Source organism: Actinomyces radicidentis, from assembly GCF_001553565.1.
Lineage (GTDB): Bacteria > Actinomycetota > Actinomycetes > Actinomycetales > Actinomycetaceae > Actinomyces > Actinomyces radicidentis.
This window is the reverse complement of the sequence record NZ_CP014228.1, coordinates 1,502,040-1,521,908: the sequence shown is the minus strand read 5'-3', so window position 1 is coordinate 1,521,908 and position 19,869 is coordinate 1,502,040. Positions and strand designations below refer to the sequence as shown.

The window sequence follows — 19,869 nt, the reverse complement described above, 5'->3', positions numbered from 1 at the left end:
CTATGCACCCGTCGACCGTCTGATTTCCAGAAATCTGACGGTCGAGCAGTGCATAGGCGGTCGACCAGCATGTGGGTGGGGCGGGGCTGCACAGGCGGCCCCGTGAGGAGCCCGCTCACAGGCGAACAGTCCACCTCGGCGCCGTCTCCGCCTCTCCCCCCACCCTGGTGCCATGGACGCCCCCTGGACCTCGCCGACGCCGATCCTCCTCACGCGCGATGCCCTGGCCCGCACGGGCAACCGGAATGAGCTGACCCGACAGGCCCGAACTGAGGGCACGCTCCTCAGGCTCCGTGCCGGCGCCTACGTCGACCGTCGGGCCTTCGCCCGACTGCGCCCATCCGAGCAGCACCGGGTCAGGATCATCGCCGCCCACCGCTGCGACGACCTGCAGGACGGGGCCGCGCTCGCACGCGAGTCAGCGGCGATCATGATGGGCATACCACTCATCGGCCCTGTTCCTGAGAGGGTCCAGCTCGTCCGCCCCGCACGTCTGGGCGGTAGGCTCACGGCGACGACGCGGACTCTGACGGCCCCGCCGAGCGTCGACCTGACGGACCTTGCCGGCGTCCCGATCACCAGCGCGGCCCAGACTCTCATCGACCTGGGACGTCGTCGATCCTTCGCCTCGACCCTCGCGTCCATGGATCACTGCCTGCATACGACGGCGGTGTCGAAGGAGCAGCTGCTCGGTCTCCTCGCGACGCAGCAGCACCGCCCCGGGAACGGCCTCGCGCGACGGGCCATCGAGTGGTCGGACTCCCGCGCCGAGTCGCCAGGAGAGAGCCTCTCCCGTGCCGTGATCATCGAGAACGGGCTCGCCGTCCCAGACCTCCAGCGGGAGCTCCTCGATGACGACGGCGAATTCCTGGGGAGAGTGGACATGCTCTGGGAGGAGCACGGCGTCGTCGGGGAGTTCGACGGCGCGATGAAGTACACGCGCGGGCTCACGGGTGCGTACCCGCAGGAGGTCGTCGTCGCCGAGCGTCGTCGAGAGCACGCCCTGGAGTCGCGCGGGCACGTGCGTGTCGCTCGGTGGACCTGGGCCGATGCCATGGGGCGGGGCACAGGCATGCTCACCGAGCTCGCGCGCTACGGCGTCGTCGCCCGGCCCCGAACGAGGTCGACCGTCTATGCATCTATCGACCGTCGAATTTCTAGAAATCAGACGGTCGAGCAATGCATAGACGGTCGACCAGGGGATCAGGAGAGCGGCACGAGGGCGTCGTGGCCGTCGGACTGGCGCTCCACCTCGTAGGCGAGGGAGGCGTTGACCCGCCCCTTCGTCGTCGCCGCGGAGTCGGCGGAGCGCTGGTAGAAGACGTTCGCGCCCTTGCGCAGCGCGAGCTCGTCGTCGCCGTCGCCGTCCCAGTCTCCCACGAAGACCTCGTGGTTGACCTTCCCGAGCGTCACCCGTGCCCACACGGCCGAGTCCTCGGTGTTCTCGGCGTAGAAGGTCACGGTCGGGCCCTGTCGCAGCGCGTAGGTGACGACGCCGTCGCCGTCCCAGTCGCCCTGGAGCACCTGGCCGCGCCCGGAGGCGGCGGCCTCGGCGACGGCCGCCGGCATGACGGGCTCGGTCGCGAGGCTCAGCCCCACCTTGACCGGGTCGTGGTCGCTGGCGCGGTACGGGTTCGCGGCCCACAGCTGCGTGACGTTGTCGTTCTCTCGGGAGTACTCGAAGGCGATGGACTCGTCGGCGTTGACGTCCCAGACCTGGCCGCCGGTCACGAGGGCCGCGGCCTTGGCGTTGAGGAGGACGTGGTCGAGGGAGCCGATGCGCCCGCCGTACTGGTAGGACTTGCCGACGCTGCCGCCCTGCTCGGCGACGACGTCGTCGATGAGGCGGTACCCGGCGGACTCGATCGTCGTGATCGGGTCCTCCTTGGAGTAGGAGTTGAAGTCGCCGAGGATGACGGTCGGCAGGTCGGCGTACTGCGCGGCGAAGGCGGTGAGCGCCTGGGCCTGGAGGACGCGCTGGGCGTTGTTGGCGCCCTGCCCGTCGCCGGAGTCGGCGTTGCCGTCGCCGGAGAGCACGGAGCCCTTCGACTTGAAGTGGTTCGTGATGACGACGAAGCTCTGGGAGTCGTCGGCGCCGACGGCCTTGAAGGCCTGGGCGAGCGGCTGGCGGGCGGTGCCGGTGAAGACGGCGTCGTCGAGGATGGTGGACTCCCCGACGGTGGTCACGAGGGCGCGCTGGTAGATGAAGGCGGTGCGGATGACGTCCTCGTCGGCGAGCGCGGGACGCGTCGACGGCGAGGGGACGTAGGCCCAGCGGGTCTCGCCGGCGGCGGCGTTGAGCGCGTCGACGAGCTGGGCGAGTGAGGCGTCGCGGTCGTGGCCGAACTTCGCGGAGTTCTCGATCTCCTCGAGGCCGACGACGCTCGCGTCGAGCTCGTTGATGGCGGCGACGATCTTGGCCTGCTGGTGCTCGAAGGCGGTCGTCGTGTAGGCGCCGCGGACGTCGCAGGACCTGGCGGTGACGGGGTTGCCGTCCTTGTCCTTGTAGGCGGAGCAGCCGGTCTCGTCCTGGCCGAGGTCGGTGAAGTAGTTGAGGACGTTGAAGGAGGCGACGGAGGCGGTGCCGCCGACCTGCGGGGCGGCCGTGCGCGTGCTCTCCCAGGTGATCGGGGAGTTCGTGGTGCCGCCCACCTGGGCCTGGGGCTGCAGGTTCCACCCGAGGCGGTAATCGAGGACGACGTCGCCCGTGAAGGTGACGGCGGCGCCGGCGCGCACCGGGTCGTCGGCGACGAGGTAGGGCAGCGGCTGGGCCTGGGCGGTCTTGTTGGTGCTGTAGTTCCAGGAGGAGCCGTCGTCGAGGAGGATCTCCTTGGCGGCGTTGGCGGCCTCGTAGGCGGTGGCCTCGGCGCCGGGGCGACGACGTCGGTGGCGTTGTAGAGGGGCTCGTCGCCGACGGCGAGGCCGAGCTGGCCGTACTGGTTCGTCGAGTAGTTGTCCGTGACCGTCCAGCTGCCGGTCGGGCGCAGGAGCATGCCCTCGTAGGGCTCCTTGTCCGCGTCGGTGGGGATCCACGAGCTCTCGGAGATCTCGACGGGGGTGACGGGGGCGCAGTCGGCGACGGCGGTGCGAGCGCTCACCTTGGAGAGCTGGGTGAGGCCGTTGTACTCGGTGGCGGTGCCGGTGACGTCGAGGCAGTCGCCGACGGCGAGGGCAGCGGCGCCGTCGCCGTCGTAGACGAAGAGGCCGTCGGAGGCCTCCCCGGCGTGCTTGGCGGTGCCGCGGCCGGGGGTCTGGATGTAGTAGCCCGAAAACCCGCCGGTGGCGTAGACGGCGGTGACGACGCCGCGGGTGGTGACGGTCCGGCCGGAGAGCGGGGTCGTGTCGCCGGTTCCCTGGATCTCGGCGATGCTGACGGTGCTCGCCGTCGGGGCGGCCGTGGGCTCCGTGGTGGGCTGGGCGGTCGGCTGTGCGGTGGGCTCCGACGTCGGCTCGGGGGCCGGGGTGGTGCCGGAGGCGACGGGCGTCGGGGCGCCCGCCGTGAAGTCGGCGGCGTTGTCGTCCGTGTCGGTGCCGGCGGCGCGCTGGAGCGACTCCGCGGCGCTCGTCGCGGCGGTGGCGGCCGCGCCCTCGTAGGAGCCGGCGCTTCCCCACCCGAGGAGGTCGACCACGTCGGCGTCCGCGGTGGAGGTCCCGGCGGGGAAGGTGTGGGCGGTGGTGCCGCGGACGATGGCGAGGGTGCCGGAGGCGGCGGCCGGGTTGAGGGCGGCGCAGGCCTCGTCCCCGGTGAGGGCGGCTCCGTTGCCGCCGTTGGAGCCGCCGGTGACGAGGAGGGTGCCGCCGGCCTCGACGGTGCCGGTGAGGGCGCAGGTGGCCGAGGCGGCGCCGCCACGGGCGGGCACGTACTGGAGGGAGAGGCCGTCGAGGCTGAGGTCGGAGCCCGTGGGGTTGAGGATCTCGACGAACTTCTGCTGGTAGGCGGCGCCGGAGGAACCTCCGCGCGTGTAGGCCTCGGAGATGACGAGGCCGGAGCCGTCGGTGGCGGCGTGGGCGGGCGCGGGGGCTGCGAGCCCGGTCAGGGCCAGCGCGAGGCCCCCAGTGAGGGCGAGGGCGGCGGTCGCGCGACCGCCTGGGACGTGGCGGGACATGTCTCTCCTGGTGGGACGGGCGCGGACCGCGTGGTGGAGTCGGCAGCCGGGCGGCCGGACGACGGCGGGGGGGTGCCCCTATGTGGTGTGTCAAGCGGCGGTGGGGAGCTGGTGGGCTGGTTGGGGGTCGTAGAGGGCGCCGTCTCGGATCATGGCGTGCAGGGTGAGGATGCGTCGGTGGGCCAGGGCGATGAGGGCCTGGTTGTGGCGCTTGCCTTGGGCGATTTTGCGGTCGTAGTAGGCGCGGCTGACCGGGTCGGAGCGCAGTGAGGCGAAGGCGGAGCGGAACATGGCTCGCTTGAGTCTCTTGTTGCCCGCGTGGGAGGTGTACTCGCCGCGGATCGAGGACCCCGAACGCCGCGTCACCGGGGTCAGGCCCGCATAGGAGGCCAGGTGCGCCCCGGAGTCGAAGGAACGTCCGAGGGTCTCGGCGACGCAGCACAGCGGCGGCCGGGACCCCGATACCGGGCACGGGTGGTCAGGACCTGGCACATGAGGGTGGGCCTCCACCAGGGCCTCAACCTTCGCTGCGACGTCGCGGCGCTGGGCGTGCAGGGCGATGAGCTGACGCGCCAGGTGAGGCAGTACGACGCCGGCGGCGTCGGTGCCGACCACCACCACGGACTGTGCGTCTAGTGCGTCGATGATGGCGCTGGCCCAGGTGGTGTGGCGGCGGGCGCCGTGGGCCTTGAGCTTGGCGTCCACGCGCGCCCGCCCGGCCTTGCGCAGGGCGGTGGGGGTGGGCCAGGTGGCGATGACCTCAAGGACGGCGTCGTGCTCGAGCCATGGGCCCAGGATCTTCTCCAGGGCGGGGCGAGGTCTGGGTGCACACGGGCCTCGGATGCGGTTGGAGGTCTGGTTTACCTGACGGGCCAGGTCCAGGCCTGGAGCCGGTGAGCATCGACAGGGCCGCCGCCTCCTCATCAGATGCGTCCAGGGCTCGCAGGGTGTGGGGCATGGTGCGGGCCGCCTCGGCGATGACCGCGGCGTCTCTCGCGTCGGTCTTGGCGTTGCCGGGCGTCAGGTCCGCGATCCTGCGCATCGACAGACCCGGCAGGTAGCCCACCGCCAGGGACATGTCCTGGGCCACGGCGACGGCCAGGGCTCCGATGGTGGCGCACCTGGTCCACGACCACCAGCACCCGACCGCGCTCGCCAAGGCGCTCGTAGAGGTCGCGTAGGCGGGTCTCGTCGTTAGGCAGGGCCTTGTCGAACAGGCGCTCACCGTCCCGGGTCAGGGCGGTGGCCCAGTGGTCGGACTTGCCCACGTCGATGCCGATGAACACGTCGATGCTGGAGGTCTCCATCCCTGGGGTCCCGTCCTTCGTCTCGCAGCGGTGCGGGGCCAGCGCCCGTTGGGCTGGTCGGCCCCGCACCCACGTGTGCGTTAGACCTCGAAGAGTCTTCGGGTCGTTCCCCTGATCAGCGGTCACCGATCAGCCGAGCGGATGGTCGGTGACAACACCCCCCGGATCATTGAGTAGACAGGGGCAAGACATCATGCCGACCACCGCTGGCCCAGCCACCGGTATCTCTTCGCCGGCGACCACCAACAAGGTAACGGGGACGCGCAGGGGGGCGGGGTGTCGGGTCGAGGGTGGCGCCGGAGGATGAACGGCGGGCGACGGCCAGATGATCACTATTCGATCACGGTCCGTGCGACGGCGGGCGATCCCCGCCGTCGCACGGATGCACAGGGACCGCAGGAGGAGCCGCAAGCCCGTGCGCGGCGGGCGAAGCCGCTGCTCAGAGGACGCACTGTGACGTGAGTTATGAGATTCTGGGTCCTGAAAAGAAGCGCACGGACCTTCGTCCCGCGCATCGTCTCTAGAAGGTCGGTCCCCATGACCCAGCAACCGAGCACTCCCTCGTTCGACCCCGAGCAGCCCTCCGGTCTGCCCGGCGCCGAGGGCCCCTACCCCGCACGCGGCGAGGACGTCCCCGCCGCCGCCCGCGCGGCTCGTGCCCGAGGCACGCAGCCGACCCTGGGCGAGCTCGTCGCCCGCATCTCGGAGAACGTCTCCGGCCTCGTCTCGGGCGAGATCGCCCTGGCGAAGGCCAAGGCCCAGGAGATGGGCAAGAAGGCGGGCCTCGGCGCCGGCCTCCTCGCCGCCGCAGGCGTCCTCGCCCTGTACGCGCTGGGCTTCCTCTTCGGCTCCGCGGCCTCCGGGCTCGCGAACGTCGTCGCCCCGTGGCTCGCCAAGCTCATCGTCGCGCTCGTCATCCTCGTCGTGTGCGGGATCCTCGCCCTCATCGGCAAGTCCCGTCTGCAGGCGGGGCTCAAGGACGTGCCCGCCCCGCAGGAGGGTCTCAAGCACGACATCCAGACCGCCAAGGTCGCCATCAAGTCCGGTATCGAGAAGGGGAGCGAGAAGTGAGCGACGAGAAGAAGGGCGTGGCCCCCTCCGGTACCCCGGCCGCCATCGAGGCGGATCTCCTAGCCCGCCGTCGTCGCCTCGCCGGCGACCTCGAGCAGCTCGGCGAGCGTCTCGCTCCCGACGCCCTCAAGGTGCAGGCCAAGGACGCGACGCGCACGGCCGCCAACGAGGTCGTCTCCGCCGCGAAGTCCCAGGTGCGCTCGGCCGTCGCCGACGCCCAGGACAAGGCCCGGACCCGCTTCGCCGAGCTGACGGGCCGCGCCTCCGAGCTCGCCTCCGACGCCCGTGACAAGGCCGAGGAGCTGAGCAACCAGGCCCGCACGAAGGCGGACTCGGTCTCCATGGACGCGCGTCTCAAGGCGGAGGAGCTCTCCGCCCAGGCCCGCACCAAGGCGGATGAGGCCAAGGCGAAGGCCTCCGAGACGGCCGACGCCGCGCGCGCCCGCCTGTCCAAGGACGAGCCCGTCGCCGACGGCTCGCTGACCGCCACCACGCGTCTCGTCGACGGCGAGGCTGAGCCGGTCGGCTACGGCGCCCTCAAGGACCCCGAGGTCAAGGGCTCCTCCGCTCCCGCCGAGGCCCTCCAGGCCGCCGGAGACCGCGCGTCCCGCCTCTTCGACGACGCCCGCGACGGCGACCCGCAGTCCCTCGCGATCGTCACCGGCGCAGCCCTCGGCCTCGCCGGCCTGTCGGTCACGGCCCTCGTCAAGGCCCTGCGCTCGTGAGCGCCTCGGCCGCCGACGGCGAGCGCCTGACCGCCGCCGAGCTCGAGGAGCGCCTCGTGCGTCAGCGCGAGGAGCTCGCCAACAGCGTCGACGAGCTCGCCGCCCGCGTCGACCCGCGCACCCAGGCCCGTGAGGCCGGGGCGCAGGTCGCGGACCGCCTCGGCTCGACGGCGGAGGACCTGCGGCGTCGAGCCGCGGACCTGAGCTCCCGGGCCCAGGACCCGAGCACCTACGACGCGCTGCGGGAGCGCGCCCGCGGGCTCTCGGAGCGGGCGCGCCGCACGGTGCGGGACGCCCAGGAGGGCGACCCGGAGTCGATGCGCGCCGTCGCCGTGACGGCGGGCGCCGCGGTCGCGGCCCTCGTCCTGGGCGGTCTCATCTCCTCGCGCGGCCGGGACTGACCGGACCGCACGTCGACGGCGGCGGCGCTCCCCCAGCGGGTGCGCCGCCGCCGTTCTCGTGCCGCCCCGGACCGGGACGGCGCGGCGTGGCGAGACGCACGCGGCGCGGGAGCGCACCGAATGGTGCGAGCGCACGGCAGCGATGTACGGTTGCCCCACGACACATTTGCCCAAGTGATGCGCGCCCACGTGCGCGCCCAGAGATTGTTGGAGGGGGTCGAGCCTATGGGGCGCGGCCGTCAGAAGGCCAAGGCGACCAAGGTCGCCCGTAAGCTCAAGTACTTCAGCCCGGAGACCGACTACGCGGCGCTCGAGCGCGAGCTCGTCAGCGCGTCGTCCAGCGCCGAGGCTGACGACGAGATCGACTACGAGGAGCTGGCCTCCAAGTACAACGTCGACGACGAGGACGATGACTGGGAGGACGGCGACTCCGCCTCCCGAGCCTGACACCGATCGCAACGAGCGAGGGGCTGGCAGCCACGCGGCTGCCGGCCCCTCGCCGTGCGTCGGGAGGGCGCGAGCTCAGGCGGTGCGGTACTCGCCGTAGACGTCGACGCTGCCGCCGTCGACGCCCTTGGTCCCGGAGACGACGCGGCCGACGCTCTGGTACGAGGCGGCGTCGTGGACGGCGCCCAGGACCCAGGCGGGCATGCCCGATCCGCCGGCGAGGTGGAGGACGGCGTCGGCGACCTCGGGGTCGACGACGGCGATCATGCCGACGCCGAGGTTGAGGGTGCCCTCGAGGTCGTCCCACGGGACCTCGCCGAGACGGCGGACCATGTCGAAGACGGGCGGGACCAGCCAGCTGGAGCGGTCGACGTCGGCGACGAGCCCGGCGGGAAGGACGCGCGCGAGGTTCGCGGCCAGTCCCCCTCCGGTGACGTGCGAGAGGGCGTGGATCGGGGAGGGCGCGGCGTCGGTGGACAGGGCGTCGAGCATGGCGAGGCAGACGCGGGTGTAGAGGCGCGTGGGCTCGAGGAGCTCCTCCCCCACGGTGCGGCCGAGCTCGTCGACGTGGCGCTCCAGGCCCCAGCCGGCGTGCTCGATGACGCGGCGGACGAGGGAGTAGCCGTTGGAGTGGAGGCCGGAGGAGCCCATGGCGATGAGGACGTCGCCGTCGCGGACCTTCTCCGCGCCGAGGACGCGGTCGGCCTCGACGACGCCGGTGGCGGCGCCCGCGACATCGTAGTCGTCCGGGCCCATGAGGCCGGGGTGCTCGGCGGTCTCGCCGCCGAGGAGGGGAGTGCCGACGGCGGCGCAGGCGTTGGCGACGCCGCGCACGATGTCGGCGACGCGCTCGGGGACGACGTGCCCGCAGGCGATGTAGTCCGTCATGAGGAGCGGGCGTGCGCCCACGACGACGATGTCGTCGACGACCATGCCGACGAGGTCCTGGCCGATCGTGTCGTGGACGTCGAGGGCCTGCGCGACGGCGACCTTCGTGCCGACGCCGTCGGTAGAGGTGGCGAGCAGGGGACGGCGGTAGGAGCGCAGGTCGGAGACGTCGACGAGGCCGGCGAAGCCGCCCACGCCGCCCACGACCGCGGGGGTCATCGTCGCGGCGACGGAGGCCTTCATGAGCTCGACGGCGCGGTCACCGGCGGCGGTGTCGACGCCGGCGGAGGCGTAGGTGATGCCCTCGGGGGCGGGGGTCTGGCTCATCGGGCGGTTCCTTCGTCAGGGGTCTGGGGCTGCTGGTCGGCCGGGGCCGCCGGGGCGGCGGCGCGGCGCCCGCCGAAGGGCGGGATGGTGAAGCGGGGCGCGCCGTCGGGCGTCGTGGCGCTGGCTGGCAGGGAGCTGACGACGGCGGGCGCCCGGAGCGGCTCGCCCGTCGCGGCGACGGCCACGGGCGCGCCGGCGGAGTCGTGGCGGCGGCGGTAGACGCTGGGGACGCGGGAGATCGGCAGGGTGCCGATCGGGACGCCCTCCACGGGGGGCTTCATCGGGTAGGCACCGGTGAAGCAGGCCATGCACAGGGAGTCGGTGCTCTGACCGGAGGCCTCGACCATGCCGTCCACGGAGAGGTAGCCGAGGGTGTCAGCGCCGACGGACTCGCGGATCTCGTCGATGCTCATGCCCGTGGCGATGAGCTCGGCGCGGGTGGCGAAGTCGATGCCGTAGTAGCAGGGCCACATGACGGGCGGGGAGGAGATGCGGATGTGGACCTCGGCGACGCCGGCCTCGCGGAGCATCTTGACCAGGGCGCGCTGCGTGTTCCCTCGGACGATGGAGTCGTCGACGACGATGAGGCGCTTGCCCTCGATGACCTCGCGGACCGGGTTGAGCTTGAGGCGGATGCCGAGCTGGCGCAGGGTCTGGGTGGGCTGGATGAAGGTGCGGCCCACGTAGGCGTTCTTGAACAGGCCCTGCCCGTAGGGGATGCCGGACTCCTGGGCGTAGCCGATGGCGGCCGGGGTGCCCGACTCGGGGGTCGCGATGACGAGGTCGGCGTCGACGGGGTGCTCGCGGGCCAGGGCGGCTCCCATGGCGTTGCGGGCGGCGATGACGGAGCGGCCGGCGATCTTGGAGTCCGGCCGGGCGAAGTAGACGTACTCGAAGACGCAGCCGGAACGGCGCGGCCGTGCGAAGCGGGTGGAGCGGACGCCGTCGGCGTCGATCTCGATGAGCTCGCCGGGCTCGATGTCGCGGACGTGGGTGGCGCCGACGATGTCGAGGGCGGCGGTCTCGGAGGCGACGACCCAGCCGCGCTCGAGGCGACCCAGGACGAGCGGGTGCATGCCGTGCGGGTCGCGGGCGGCGTAGAGGGTCTGCTCGTTCATGAAGACGAGCGAGTAGGCGCCGCGCAGGAGCGGCAGGACGCGGCGGGCGGCCTGGGCGATCGTGAAGGGCGCGGTGGCGGCGGCCTCGTCCTCGTCGAGGGGCTCGTAGAGCTCGGTGTCGGCGTCGTCCTCGGCGACCGGGGGCTCGCCGTCGAGGCCGCCGCGCTCGGAGACGAGGTTCATGACGGCGGCGATGACGGCTGTGTCCGTGGAGGAGCCTCGGCCGAGCTCCCCGGTGAGGTCCTCGCCGCTGGTGGCGCGGACGGCCTCCATGAGCTGGCGGGTGTTGGTGAGGTTGCCGTTGTGGGTGAGTGCGAGGGTCGAGCCGGCGACGGGGCCGAGCATCGGCTGGGCGTTCTCCCACGTGGTGGCGCCGGTGGTCGCGTAGCGGACGTGCCCGACGGCCATGTGCCCGGTGAGTGCGGAGAGGCTGCGGTCGTCGAAGACCTGGGAGACGAGGCCGAGGTCCTTGTAGACGAGGATGTTGGAGCCGTCCGTCGTCGCGATGCCGGCGGCCTCCTGGCCGCGGTGCTGGAGCGCCGTCAGGCCGAAGTAGACGAGGCGGGAGACCTCCTCGCCGGGGGCCCAGACGCCGAAGACGCCGCACTCCTCCTGGACGGGGGGCTCGACGTCGCCGGGCAGGGACCGGCGGTCGGCGGGGGTGGGAGCGGTGGTCTGGGAGGCGTCTCCTGATCTCACGCTCGCATCATCCCACAGGGCGCCGAGCGCGGCGCCCCGGCAACCGGAGGGCGGTTGCCGGGACGCCGCGGGTGGTGGAGCCGGATCGAGGTCGACCGGTGGCCGGTCGTCCGGACGGCCACCGGAGGGGCCTCAGGCGAGGGCCCAGAGGCCGAGGGTGAGGACGAAGCCGACGAGGCCGGCGACCGTGGACAGGACCGTCCAGGTCTTGAGGCCGTCCTTGACGGACAGGCCCATGTACTTCGTGACGATCCAGAAGCCGGAGTCGGTGATGTGGGAGAGGCCGAGCGCCCCGAAGCCGATCGCCATCTGGATGAGGACGATCTGGAGGGAGGAGTACCCGCCCGAGGCGATGGAGTCCACGAGGAGGCCACCGGTCGTGAGGATCGCGACCGTCGCCGACCCCTGGGCCGCGCGCAGGGCCAGGGAGATGACGAAGGCCGAGACGATGATCGGCATGTGGAGCTCGACGAGCACGCCGGACAGGGCGTCGCCGATGCCGCTGGCCACGAGGACCCCGGCGAAGACGCCGCCTGCGCCGGTGACGAAGACGACCGTGGCGACGTCGGGGAGCGCGGAGTCGAGGACCTGGCCGCGCTCGGCCAGGGTCCATCGCTGCTGGTGTCCGACGATGAAGTAGGCGAGCAGGACCGCCGTGAGCAGCGCGGTGGTCGAGGAGCCGAGGAAGGAGAGGACGGAGTAGGCCGTCGTCCCCTCCGTCGTCATCATCTGCCCGACGGTGCCGAGCATGATCTGGGCGATCGGCTCGACGATGAGGAAGATGACGGTGCCGGGGCCGGTGGCGTGCGGGCGGGCGATGACGCCGCCGGGCTGGTAGGAGGACTCGGCGCTCTCCTGGGGGTTCCCGAGCGGGCTGCCTGACAGGACGATCGAGTCGACCTTGAATCGCTTGGCCGTGACGTACGCGACGACGGCGACGACGGCGCACACGGGGAGACCGACCATGGTGAGGACGCCGACGTCGGCGCCGACCGTCGCGGCGGAGGCGACCGGCCCCGGGTGCGGCGGGACGACGACGTGGAGCGCCATGAGGGTGGCGGCGACGGGCAGCCCGATCTTGAGCGGGTTGATCCTCGCGATGTAGGCGAAGCCGAAGACGATCGGGGCCAGGATGATGAAGCCGACGTCGAAGAAGATCGGGATGCCGAGGACGAAGGACGCGGCCGTGACCGCGGCGACGACCCGGTGGCGTCCGAGGATCCGGGTGAAGCGGTCGGCGAGCGTCTCGGCGCCGCCGGCGGACTCGATGACGCGGCCGAGGATGGCGCCCAGGCCCACGATCATGGCGACGGAGCCGAGGGTCTTGCCCATGCCGTCGATCATGGTCTGGACGACGTCGCCGACGGGGATCCGGGCGGCGAGGCCGAGCACCATGGAGACGAGCAGCATGGCGACGAAGGCGCTCATCCTCGCCTTGATGACGAGGAGGAGCAGGACGAGGATCGCGGCGAGCGCGAGGAGCAGCAGGGCCGTGGTCGACATCGCGCTCACTCCCCGTCCGGGGCGACGACCGTGATGACGGTCGAGTCGTCCGCGGCGCCGAGGCCGCGGCGGGCGCCCTGGAGGTACAGCTGCTCGGCGGCGGCGGCCACCGGGGTGGACAGGCCCACGCCCTTGGCGGCGGCGGTCACGATGCCCATGTCCTTGACGAAGATGTCGAGGCGGGAGCGGACCTCGGCGCCGTCGGCGCCGTAGGCCTGGAGCATGCGGGGGCCGCGGTCGCCGAGCATGAAGGACTCGGCCGCGCCGGCCATGAGGGCCTCGAGCGCGGCCTCGGGGTCGAGGCCGAGGGCTCGGGCGAGGGCGAGTGCCTCACCGGCGGCGGCGATGTGGACGCCGCACAGGAGCTGGTTGACGGTCTTCATCGCCTGCCCGTAGCCGGGCTCGGAGCCCACGCGGACGAGGGTGGAGGCCATGGCGTCGAGGACGTCGTGGGCGGCGTCCCAGGCGTCGTCGTCGGCGCCGACGACGACGAGCAGGTCGCCCTTGCCGGCGCGGACGGGACCGCCGGAGACGGGGGCGTCGACGAGACCGAGGCCGGACTCGGCGAGGCGGGCGGCGACCTCCTTGACGCCGTGGCCGCCCACGGTCGAGGTGAGCAGGACGATCGAGCCGGCCCTCATGGCGGCGGCGATCCCCTCGTCCCCGAAGAGGAGGCTGTCGAGCTGGGGCAGGTTGCGGACGGCGACGAGGACGACGTCGGCGCCGGAGGCCGCCTCGGACGCGCCGGAGGCGGTGAGGACGCCGGCGTCGCGGGCGAGGGCGAGGCGCTCCTCGGCGATGTCGAAGCCGGTGACGGTGAAGGTGTCGGCGAGGTGGGTGGCCATGGGCAGGCCCATGGCGCCCAGACCGAGGACGGCGACTGACTGTGTCATGGTGATCTCCTTTGATCGGTGGGAGCGGGGGACGAGGAGGGGCCGGCGGCGACACCCGGCGTCGTCGCCGGAGGGGTCAGGCGGTCTCGTTGAGCTTGAGGACCACCTCGGCGAGCGAGGAGTCGCCGCCGACGTTGCCGGCGAAGACGATGTAGGGGACCCCGGCGGCGGGGCCGTCCTGCGGCTCCCACAGCGACACGATGCCGGGCAGCATGGGACCGCGGACGGCGGCGCGGCTCATGCCGAGGCCGCGGCTGGCGACGTCGGAGGAGGTGATGCCGCCCTTGGCGATGACGAAGCGGGGGCAGCGGGCGGCGACGACGCGCTGGACGGTCTCGACGACGGCGGCCGAGACGCGGCGGGCGAAGTCGAGGGACTCGTCGGCGTCCTTGCCTGCGACGAAGGCGCCGCCGCGGCGGATGACGACGTTGCCCGTGAGGAGGGCGTCGGCGGCGCGGGTGGCGACGTCGGCGACGTGGGCGTCGCGGCGCTCGGGGTCGAGCACGGTGGGCACGTCGAGCTCGATCTCGGGGGTGGCGGTGGCCCCGCGCAGGGCGTCCACCTGCCGGCCGGTGAGGCCGACGTGCGAGCCGACGACGACGAGGCCGCCGACGGCGTCGGAGTCCGGTGCGGCGGCGCCGGGCTGGGACTCGGCGGCGGTGAGCGGAGCGTGGGGGGCCTGACCGATGCGGGCGCGGACGAAGGGCGGGCCGACGCGGTAGACGAAGGTGGAGCCGAGGGCCTCGGCCCGCTGGAGCGCGCGGGCGAGGAGGAGCAGGTCGTTCTCCTCGACGCAGTCGACGGCGACGGGGGTGCGGTCGTGGGCAGAGCGGAGGAGCCCGACGACGGCGTCCTCGTCGGTGCGCAGGGTCGTGAGGTCGATGGTGATGACGGAGGAGGCGGGCACGGCGCCGGCGGTCTTCTCCTCGACCCACTCGGCGAGGGCGGAGGCCCGGTATCCGAAGGTCTCGTCGCGCGCGAACTCGGTCTCCCCGACGGGGACGTAGCCGGTGGTGTCGTTGCCGGCGTAGTGGACGCCGTGGACGGTGACGCGGCCGGCGTCGGCGAAGGCGGGTGAGAGGACGTAGCCGTCGACGGCCCGTCCCTGGGTCTCCATGAGGTCGGAGATGGTGTCGGGCTCGAGCGGGTAGTGGCCGCGCAGCGTGGAGTCGGAGCGGGAGACGAAGGCGACGGTCCGGCCGGTGCGCCGGGAGGCCTCGAGGGCGTTGGTGACGACCTCGGTGTTGACGCGGCGGGCGTCGTCGGGCTCGAGGGAGCGCGAGTTGGTCATGACGTAGACGGCGGGGGCGCCGGTGCCGAGGGCCCACTCGAGGTCCTCTACCGTCCAGCCGGTGACGACGGGGAGGTCGGCGACGGACTGGGTGCCGGTGGGGTCGTCGTCGAGGACGATGAGGGCGCGGTCGAGGCCCGCCGCCACCTCCTGCGTGGGGACCCGGGGCCCGTCGGGGATCCCGTGCGTGAGCTCGGCGAGGGTGATCATGATGCCGCTCCTTTGCGATTTCGACGGACTATTGCTCTGATGTCTTGGGAGCGGCGTGCGCTCTACCAGTAGGCGAGGACGTCGTTGCTCGTCTGCTCCATGTGGGCGCGCATGGCCGCCTTCGTGGCGTCGGGGGAGCCGGTTCGCAGGGCGAAGAGGATCCGCCCGTGCTGGACGAGGGCGTGCTCGCGCACCTCGCGGAAGGCGCTGGTGCGGCGACGGGCGCGGACGAGCTCGTCGCGCAGCGGGGCGTAGGTGGCCACGATGAAGGGGTTGCCCGCGGCCCGGATGATGACCTCGTGGAAGGTCATGTCGGCCTCGGCCGCCGCCTCGACGTCGTCATCCGCGTCGGCGCGGCGCAGCCGCTCGACGGAGTCCTCGAGCGCGGCGAGGTCCGCGTCGGTGCGGCGCGCGGCGGCGAGCCCGGAGGAGCCGACCTCGAGCATGCGACGCACCTCGAGGAGGCTGAGGACCAGCTCGCGCTCGTCGCCGTCGACGCGGGCGAGGCCGACGAGGCCGGCGAGGTCGGTCCAGCTCCCGGAGGGCACGACGTAGGTGCCCGAGCCCTGCCGCGCGCGGAGGATGCCGCGGGCCTCGAGGACCTTGACGGCCTCGCGGACGGTGAGGCGGGAGACGTCGAGGTCCTCGGCAAGGACGGCCTCGGGCGGCAGCGCGGCGCCGGCGGGGTACTCCCCCGCGACGACGCGGTCCAGGACGGACTGGACGACCTCCTCGACCCGGCTCACCACTCCCCCTTGAGAAGTCCTCTGATGACTTGTGTCAGGGTAGTGCTCCGCCTCACACGAGGCAAGGGGGTGCTGCGAGGCGGTTGCCGGGGAGCCCGGCGCGCCCGGTGGCCTGAGGGCCCCGCCGACCCCGTGGCTCAGGCGGGCAGGACGAAGTCGATGCGGCCCTCGGCGACGTCGACGGCCTCGAGACGCACCCGGACCCGCTCCCCCACGCGCAACTCGTCGGCCCGCGCCGTGACGGTGCCGACGACGGCGGGCTCCGCGATCATGACCTCGCCGCGCCGGGGCGCCCCGTCCCTGCCCTCCTTGGCGGAGGTGATGACGCCCTCGAAGTCCTCGCCCTCGTGGCCGCGCAGGACGAGCGCCTCCAGGGCGGCGACGGCGCCACGGCCGACCGCGCGGGCCCGCTGCCCGGTGCTCGCCATGACCCCGGGCAGCCCCGGCAGGGCGGCGCGCGCCCACTCCGGGACCGGCGCACCGGCGCAGGCGGCGACGCACACCTCCTCGCCGTAGCGGTCGACGAGGCGGCGCAGCGGCGCGGTCACGTGCGCGTAGCGGGAGGCGATGGCCGAGTGCACGGCCTCGGATGTATCGGCCTCGTCGTCGTCGACGGGGACGGGGACGCCGCCGACGCCGAAGGCGAGGTAGCCGGCGCCGCGGAAGAGGCTGAGGGCCTGGTCGATGAAGGCCGCGTGGGTGGGCAGCGCCGGGTCGAGGGTGCGGACGAGCTCGGGGTAGCCCATCGCGTCGGGCCACTCGACGTGCAGGGCCCGGGCGACCCTGCGCAGGCGGGCGTAGTCCTTGGCTCCGGCGGGCGGCATGGTGCGCAGGATCCCGATACCGGCGGCGACCATGGTCCGGGCGGCGCAGATCCCGGTGAGCAGGGAGACCTGGGCGTTCCACTGCTCGACCGGCAGGGCGGCGCGGAAGACGAGGCGGTAGCCGGCGGGGGCGCCGTCGGGCCCGGTCTCGCCGGTCGGCTCGATCTCCTGCTCGGGGCTCTCGAGGGAGACGCCTCCGCGGGCGACCTCGCGCTCCTCCCGCAGCGTCCCGATCTCGCGGAGGAGCTCGGGCAGGACGACGGGAACTGCCCCGGGAAGAGGGCCGGCGGCTCCCTCCTGAGCGCCCGCGCCGGCGTCGAGGGCCTCCTGGACCTGGGCGTAGGTGAGGCGGGCGCGGGAGCGGACGAGGGCGCGCTCGACCCCGGCGGCCAGGACGCGCCCCGTGGCGTCGAGCTCGATCGTCCACAGGCAGCTGGGGCGGTCCTGGTCGGGCAGGAGGGAGGCGGCGCCGTGGGAGAGGACCTCGGGGTGGAGAGGAGTGGCGCGGTCGGGGGCGTAGACGGTCTCGCCTCGGCGGGAGAGCTCGACGTCGAGGGCGCCGCCCGGGGTGACGAAGGCGGCGAGGTCGGCGATGGCGTAGGTGACGCGGTAGGCGGCGGGCCCGGAGGCGCTGCCGCACGCGACGGCCGTGGGGACGACCGCGCCCTCCGCGCCGGTCGCACCGGTCCCGGCCCCCTCGGGCTGCGCGGCGGCGGCGCCGTCGGTCGGGGCGAGGCGCTCGAGGAGGACCGCCTGGTCGAGGTCCATGGAGCCCGGCGGGTCGATCGTGACGAGGGCGAGGTCGCGGGCGTCGCGCACCGGGATCCCGTCGCCGTGGCCGCTCGCGAGGTAGCGCTCGGGTCCGCCGGCCTCCCAGGCGCGCGCGGCGTCCTCCGCCTCGGCGAGGGCCTCGGGCGGGAACTCGGCGGGGACGTCCGCGTCGGCGCGCAGCGCGTCGAGGGCGGCGAGGACGTCAGCGGGCGGGGCGGTGTACGTGGTGAGACGCGTGCGTGCCATGCCACGAACCTACCCGGGTGGTCCCGCGCCCGCGGGCAGGAGGGTACGGGCCCGCTGGAGCGCGCCGTCGGGCGGGCCCCGGTGGTCCGGGACCCGCCCGACGGCGGTGACGGCGCTCAGGCCACGAGAGTGGGTGGGCGGAGCGCTCCCGCTCAGGCGGCGGCGACGGCGGGCGCCTCGGCGGCGGAGGCCGCCTTCCTGCTCGCGCCGATCCGCTTGAGGAGCAGGGTGAGGGCGCAGGAGATGAGCGCGCCGATGACGATCGCGAGGACGAACCAGAGCTTCCCGTCGATCGCGAAGAGGACGAAGATGCCGCCGTGCGGGGCGCGGGAGCCCACGTGCATCGCCATCGTGAGGGCACCGGTGACGGCGCCGCCGACCATGGCGGGCGGGATGATGCGGGCCGGGTCCGCGGCCGCGAAGGGGATGGCGCCCTCGGAGATGAAGGAGGCGCCGAGCAGCCAGGAGGCGCGCCCGTTCTCCTTCTCCGCCGCGGTGAAGAGCTCCGGGCGCAGCGTCGTGGCGAGCGCGAGGGCGAGCGGCGGGACCATGCCGGCGGCCATGATCTCGTAGGAGGCGGTGGTCGCGGAGGCGAGGCCGGCGGTGGCGAAGAGGTAGGCCGCCTTGTTGACGGGGCCGCCGAGGTCGAAGCACATCATGAGGCCGAGGACGATGCCGAGGAGGACCCCGGCACCGTTGTCCGCCATAGAGGTCAGGCCGTTGTTGAGGCCGTCCATGAGGGCGGCGAGCGGCTTGCCGAGGAACATGTACATGAGGGCGCCGACGACGAGGGTCGTGACGAGCGGGATGATGACGACGGGCATGAGGCCGCGCAGCCACCTGGGGGCGTTGAGCCCGGCGAGCCAGGCGGCGAGGTAGCCGGCGAGGATGCCGCCGATGAGGCCGCCGATGAAGCCGGCGCCGACGGCGACGCTCACGAGGCCCATGATGAATCCGGGGGCGATGCCGGGCCGGCCGGCGAGCCCGAAGGCGACGTAGCCGGCGAGCGCCGGGACGAGCAGGCCCATGCCGGTGGAGCCGAGCAGGTAGAGGACGGCGCCGAGGTAGGCGCAGAAGGAGGAGTGCAGCAGGGCGTTGGGCGCGGCGTAGGCGGCGTCGGACAGGTCCGGCAGGTGCCAGAGGGAGGCGGCGGCGACGCCGTTGGCGCTGTCCCCGACGACCATCGTGGAGGCGGTCTTGGTGATGTCGTAGCCGCCGAAGAGGAAGCCGAGGGCGATGAGGAGGCCGCCCGCGGCGACGAAGGGGATCATGTAGGAGACACCGGTCATGACGGCGCGCTGGAGCCTGCGGGCCCAGTGCTCGTCCTTCTTCTCCGACTCGTCCTCGGAGGCGCCCGCGGCGGCCTGGACGGTGGGGGCGCTCGGGTCGTCGACGAGGGCGAGGGCGCGGTCGACGAGGGAGCCGGCGTCGTTGACGGCGGCCTTGACGCCGACGTCGACGATCTTCTTCCCGGCGAAGCGGTAGCGGTCCTTGACGGGAAGGTCGTGGGCGAAGATGACGGCGTCGGCGCGCTCGATGAGGGCGGGGTCGAGCCAGTCGATCCGCCCGGAGCCCTGGCCCTCGGCGTGGACCTCGACGCCGCGCTCCTTGCCGGCCTGCTCGAGGGCCTCGGCGGCCATGAAGGTGTGGGCGATGCCAGTGGGGCAGGAGGTGACGGCGACGATGAGGCGGTCACTGCCGGCCGAGCCGCTCGGAGCGGCGGTGGTCGCCGCGGCGGCAGGGGCGGCAACGGAGCCGGCCGCGGCGGCGGGTGCGGTGTCGGCGGTGTCGCCGTCGTCGAGGAGCTCGGGCTGGACCTGGCTCGTGACGAGGCGGACCACCTCCTCGGCGCTGTCCGCCTGGCGCAGGGCGTCGGTGAAGTCGCTGCGCATGAGGCCGCGAGCGAGCTTGGCGAGGAGCTGGAGGTGGAGGTCGTCGGCGCCCGAGGGCGCGGCGATCATGAAGACGAGGTCGGCGTCCCGCTCGTCGGCCGCCCCGAAGCTGACGGGCCGGGAGAGTCGGGCGAAGCCGAGGGAGGCCTCCAGGACGTGGGGGCTGCGGCAGTGCGGGATGGCGATGCCGCCGGGGATGCCGGTCGGGGAGGTCTCCTCGCGGGCGAGGGCGTCGCTGGCGAGGCCCTCGGGGGTGTCGGCGCGTCCGGCGTCGGCGACGACCTGCGCGAGGTACTCGATGACGTCCTTCTTGTCGACGCCGGGCTCGGCGTCGAGGCGGACGAGCTCGGGGATGATGAGCGGCGTGCTCGCCGCAGCTGGTGTGGACATGGTGCTTCCTTGCG

At 73.3% G+C, this 19,869-nt stretch carries 15 protein-coding genes and 1 pseudogene; 6 read left to right on the top strand and 10 right to left on the bottom strand.

All coding sequences use genetic code 11. The features are described from left to right. The first annotated feature begins 172 nt into the window (after positions 1–172). Entirely contained in the window at positions 173–1,258 is a 1,086-nt protein-coding gene (locus tag AXF14_RS06380) for a hypothetical protein (RefSeq protein ID WP_067941795.1), read from the top strand. Here AXF14_RS06380 and AXF14_RS14140 read toward each other — a convergent pair. Then, complete coding sequence (locus AXF14_RS14140; RefSeq protein WP_211260146.1) at positions 1,204–3,033, bottom strand: ExeM/NucH family extracellular endonuclease; 1,830 nt, start codon at positions 3,031–3,033, stop codon at positions 1,204–1,206. The genes AXF14_RS06380 and AXF14_RS14140 overlap by 55 nt on opposite strands. Before the next feature lie 261 nt (positions 3,034–3,294). On the opposite strand from AXF14_RS14140, the gene AXF14_RS14135 reads away from it, so the two are divergent. Beyond that, positions 3,295–3,594 (top strand): hypothetical protein, encoded by a 300-nt coding sequence (locus AXF14_RS14135; protein WP_211260145.1) that lies wholly within the window; start codon positions 3,295–3,297, stop codon positions 3,592–3,594. A 602-nt stretch (positions 3,595–4,196) separates the two neighbouring features. On the opposite strand, the pseudogene AXF14_RS13225 reads toward AXF14_RS14135, so the two are convergent. Next, positions 4,197–5,413: pseudogene (locus tag AXF14_RS13225) on the bottom strand (IS110 family RNA-guided transposase). Between the two features lie 537 nt (positions 5,414–5,950). On the opposite strand from AXF14_RS13225, the gene AXF14_RS06350 reads away from it, so the two are divergent. The 4 genes from AXF14_RS06350 (at position 5,951) to AXF14_RS06335 (ending at position 8,057) form a co-directional block, all read left to right on the top strand. Next, positions 5,951–6,484 (top strand): phage holin family protein, encoded by a 534-nt coding sequence (locus AXF14_RS06350; RefSeq protein WP_067941782.1) that lies wholly within the window; start codon positions 5,951–5,953, stop codon positions 6,482–6,484. After that, complete coding sequence (locus tag AXF14_RS06345; RefSeq protein WP_067941780.1) at positions 6,481–7,209, top strand: DUF3618 domain-containing protein; 729 nt, start codon at positions 6,481–6,483, stop codon at positions 7,207–7,209. Before AXF14_RS06350 ends, AXF14_RS06345 begins: the two co-directional genes overlap by 4 nt. Continuing rightward, positions 7,206–7,610, top strand: a complete 405-nt coding sequence (locus AXF14_RS06340; protein WP_067941778.1) for a DUF3618 domain-containing protein — start codon at positions 7,206–7,208, stop codon at positions 7,608–7,610. The genes AXF14_RS06345 and AXF14_RS06340 overlap by 4 nt, the downstream gene beginning before the upstream one ends. A gap of 225 nt (positions 7,611–7,835) precedes the next feature. Further along, the gene (locus tag AXF14_RS06335) at positions 7,836–8,057 is read left to right on the top strand and encodes a DUF3073 domain-containing protein (protein ID WP_067941776.1); all 222 of its coding nucleotides are present in this window, start codon (positions 7,836–7,838) and stop codon (positions 8,055–8,057) included. Positions 8,058–8,132: 75 nt separating this feature from the next. Here AXF14_RS06335 and purM read toward each other — a convergent pair whose 3' ends face one another. The 8 genes from purM to AXF14_RS06295 form a co-directional block, all read right to left on the bottom strand. Further along, positions 8,133–9,272, bottom strand: a complete 1,140-nt coding sequence (gene purM, locus AXF14_RS06330) for a phosphoribosylformylglycinamidine cyclo-ligase (RefSeq protein ID WP_067941774.1) — start codon at positions 9,270–9,272, stop codon at positions 8,133–8,135. Beyond that, positions 9,269–11,089, bottom strand: coding sequence for an amidophosphoribosyltransferase (gene purF / locus AXF14_RS06325; protein WP_084355405.1), 1,821 nt, complete (start codon positions 11,087–11,089; stop codon positions 9,269–9,271). Before purF ends, purM begins: the two co-directional genes overlap by 4 nt. A 132-nt stretch (positions 11,090–11,221) precedes the next feature. Next, positions 11,222–12,592, bottom strand: coding sequence for a GntP family transporter (locus tag AXF14_RS06320; RefSeq protein WP_067941772.1), 1,371 nt, complete (start codon positions 12,590–12,592; stop codon positions 11,222–11,224). Between the two features lie 5 nt (positions 12,593–12,597). Next, a complete protein-coding gene (locus AXF14_RS06315; protein ID WP_067941770.1) occupies positions 12,598–13,485 on the bottom strand; it encodes an NAD(P)-dependent oxidoreductase in 888 nt (295 codons plus the stop codon). 76 nt (positions 13,486–13,561) lie between these two features. Next, positions 13,562–14,986 (bottom strand): four-carbon acid sugar kinase family protein, encoded by a 1,425-nt coding sequence (locus tag AXF14_RS06310; protein ID WP_067941768.1) that lies wholly within the window; start codon positions 14,984–14,986, stop codon positions 13,562–13,564. Positions 14,987–15,048: 62 nt separating this feature from the next. Further along, positions 15,049–15,732, bottom strand: a complete 684-nt coding sequence (locus AXF14_RS06305) for a FadR/GntR family transcriptional regulator (protein WP_236756086.1) — start codon at positions 15,730–15,732, stop codon at positions 15,049–15,051. Positions 15,733–15,869: 137 nt separating this feature from the next. After that, positions 15,870–17,573, bottom strand: a complete 1,704-nt coding sequence (locus AXF14_RS06300; protein WP_067941764.1) for an RNB domain-containing ribonuclease — start codon at positions 17,571–17,573, stop codon at positions 15,870–15,872. Positions 17,574–17,725: 152 nt separating this feature from the next. Further along, entirely contained in the window at positions 17,726–19,855 is a 2,130-nt protein-coding gene (locus tag AXF14_RS06295) for a PTS fructose transporter subunit IIABC (RefSeq protein WP_067941762.1), read from the bottom strand. Positions 19,856–19,869: the final 14 nt, after the last annotated feature.

What these genes read in the sequence shown, in the direction of transcription:
- AXF14_RS06320 (WP_067941772.1), bottom strand. Translation starts at nt 12,592, where the DNA reads ATGTCGACCACGGCCCTGCTGCTCCTCGCGCTCGCCGCGATCCTCGTC.
- AXF14_RS06310 (WP_067941768.1), bottom strand. Translation starts at nt 14,986, where the DNA reads ATGATCACCCTCGCCGAGCTCACGCACGGGATCCCCGACGGGCCCCGG.
- AXF14_RS06380 (WP_067941795.1), top strand. Translation starts at nt 173, where the DNA reads ATGGACGCCCCCTGGACCTCGCCGACGCCGATCCTCCTCACGCGCGAT.
- AXF14_RS06335 (WP_067941776.1), top strand. Translation starts at nt 7,836, where the DNA reads ATGGGGCGCGGCCGTCAGAAGGCCAAGGCGACCAAGGTCGCCCGTAAG.
- AXF14_RS06295 (WP_067941762.1), bottom strand. Translation starts at nt 19,855, where the DNA reads ATGTCCACACCAGCTGCGGCGAGCACGCCGCTCATCATCCCCGAGCTC.
- purM (WP_067941774.1), bottom strand. Translation starts at nt 9,272, where the DNA reads ATGAGCCAGACCCCCGCCCCCGAGGGCATCACCTACGCCTCCGCCGGC.
- AXF14_RS06315 (WP_067941770.1), bottom strand. Translation starts at nt 13,485, where the DNA reads ATGACACAGTCAGTCGCCGTCCTCGGTCTGGGCGCCATGGGCCTGCCC.
- AXF14_RS06350 (WP_067941782.1), top strand. Translation starts at nt 5,951, where the DNA reads ATGACCCAGCAACCGAGCACTCCCTCGTTCGACCCCGAGCAGCCCTCC.
- AXF14_RS06300 (WP_067941764.1), bottom strand. Translation starts at nt 17,573, where the DNA reads ATGGCACGCACGCGTCTCACCACGTACACCGCCCCGCCCGCTGACGTC.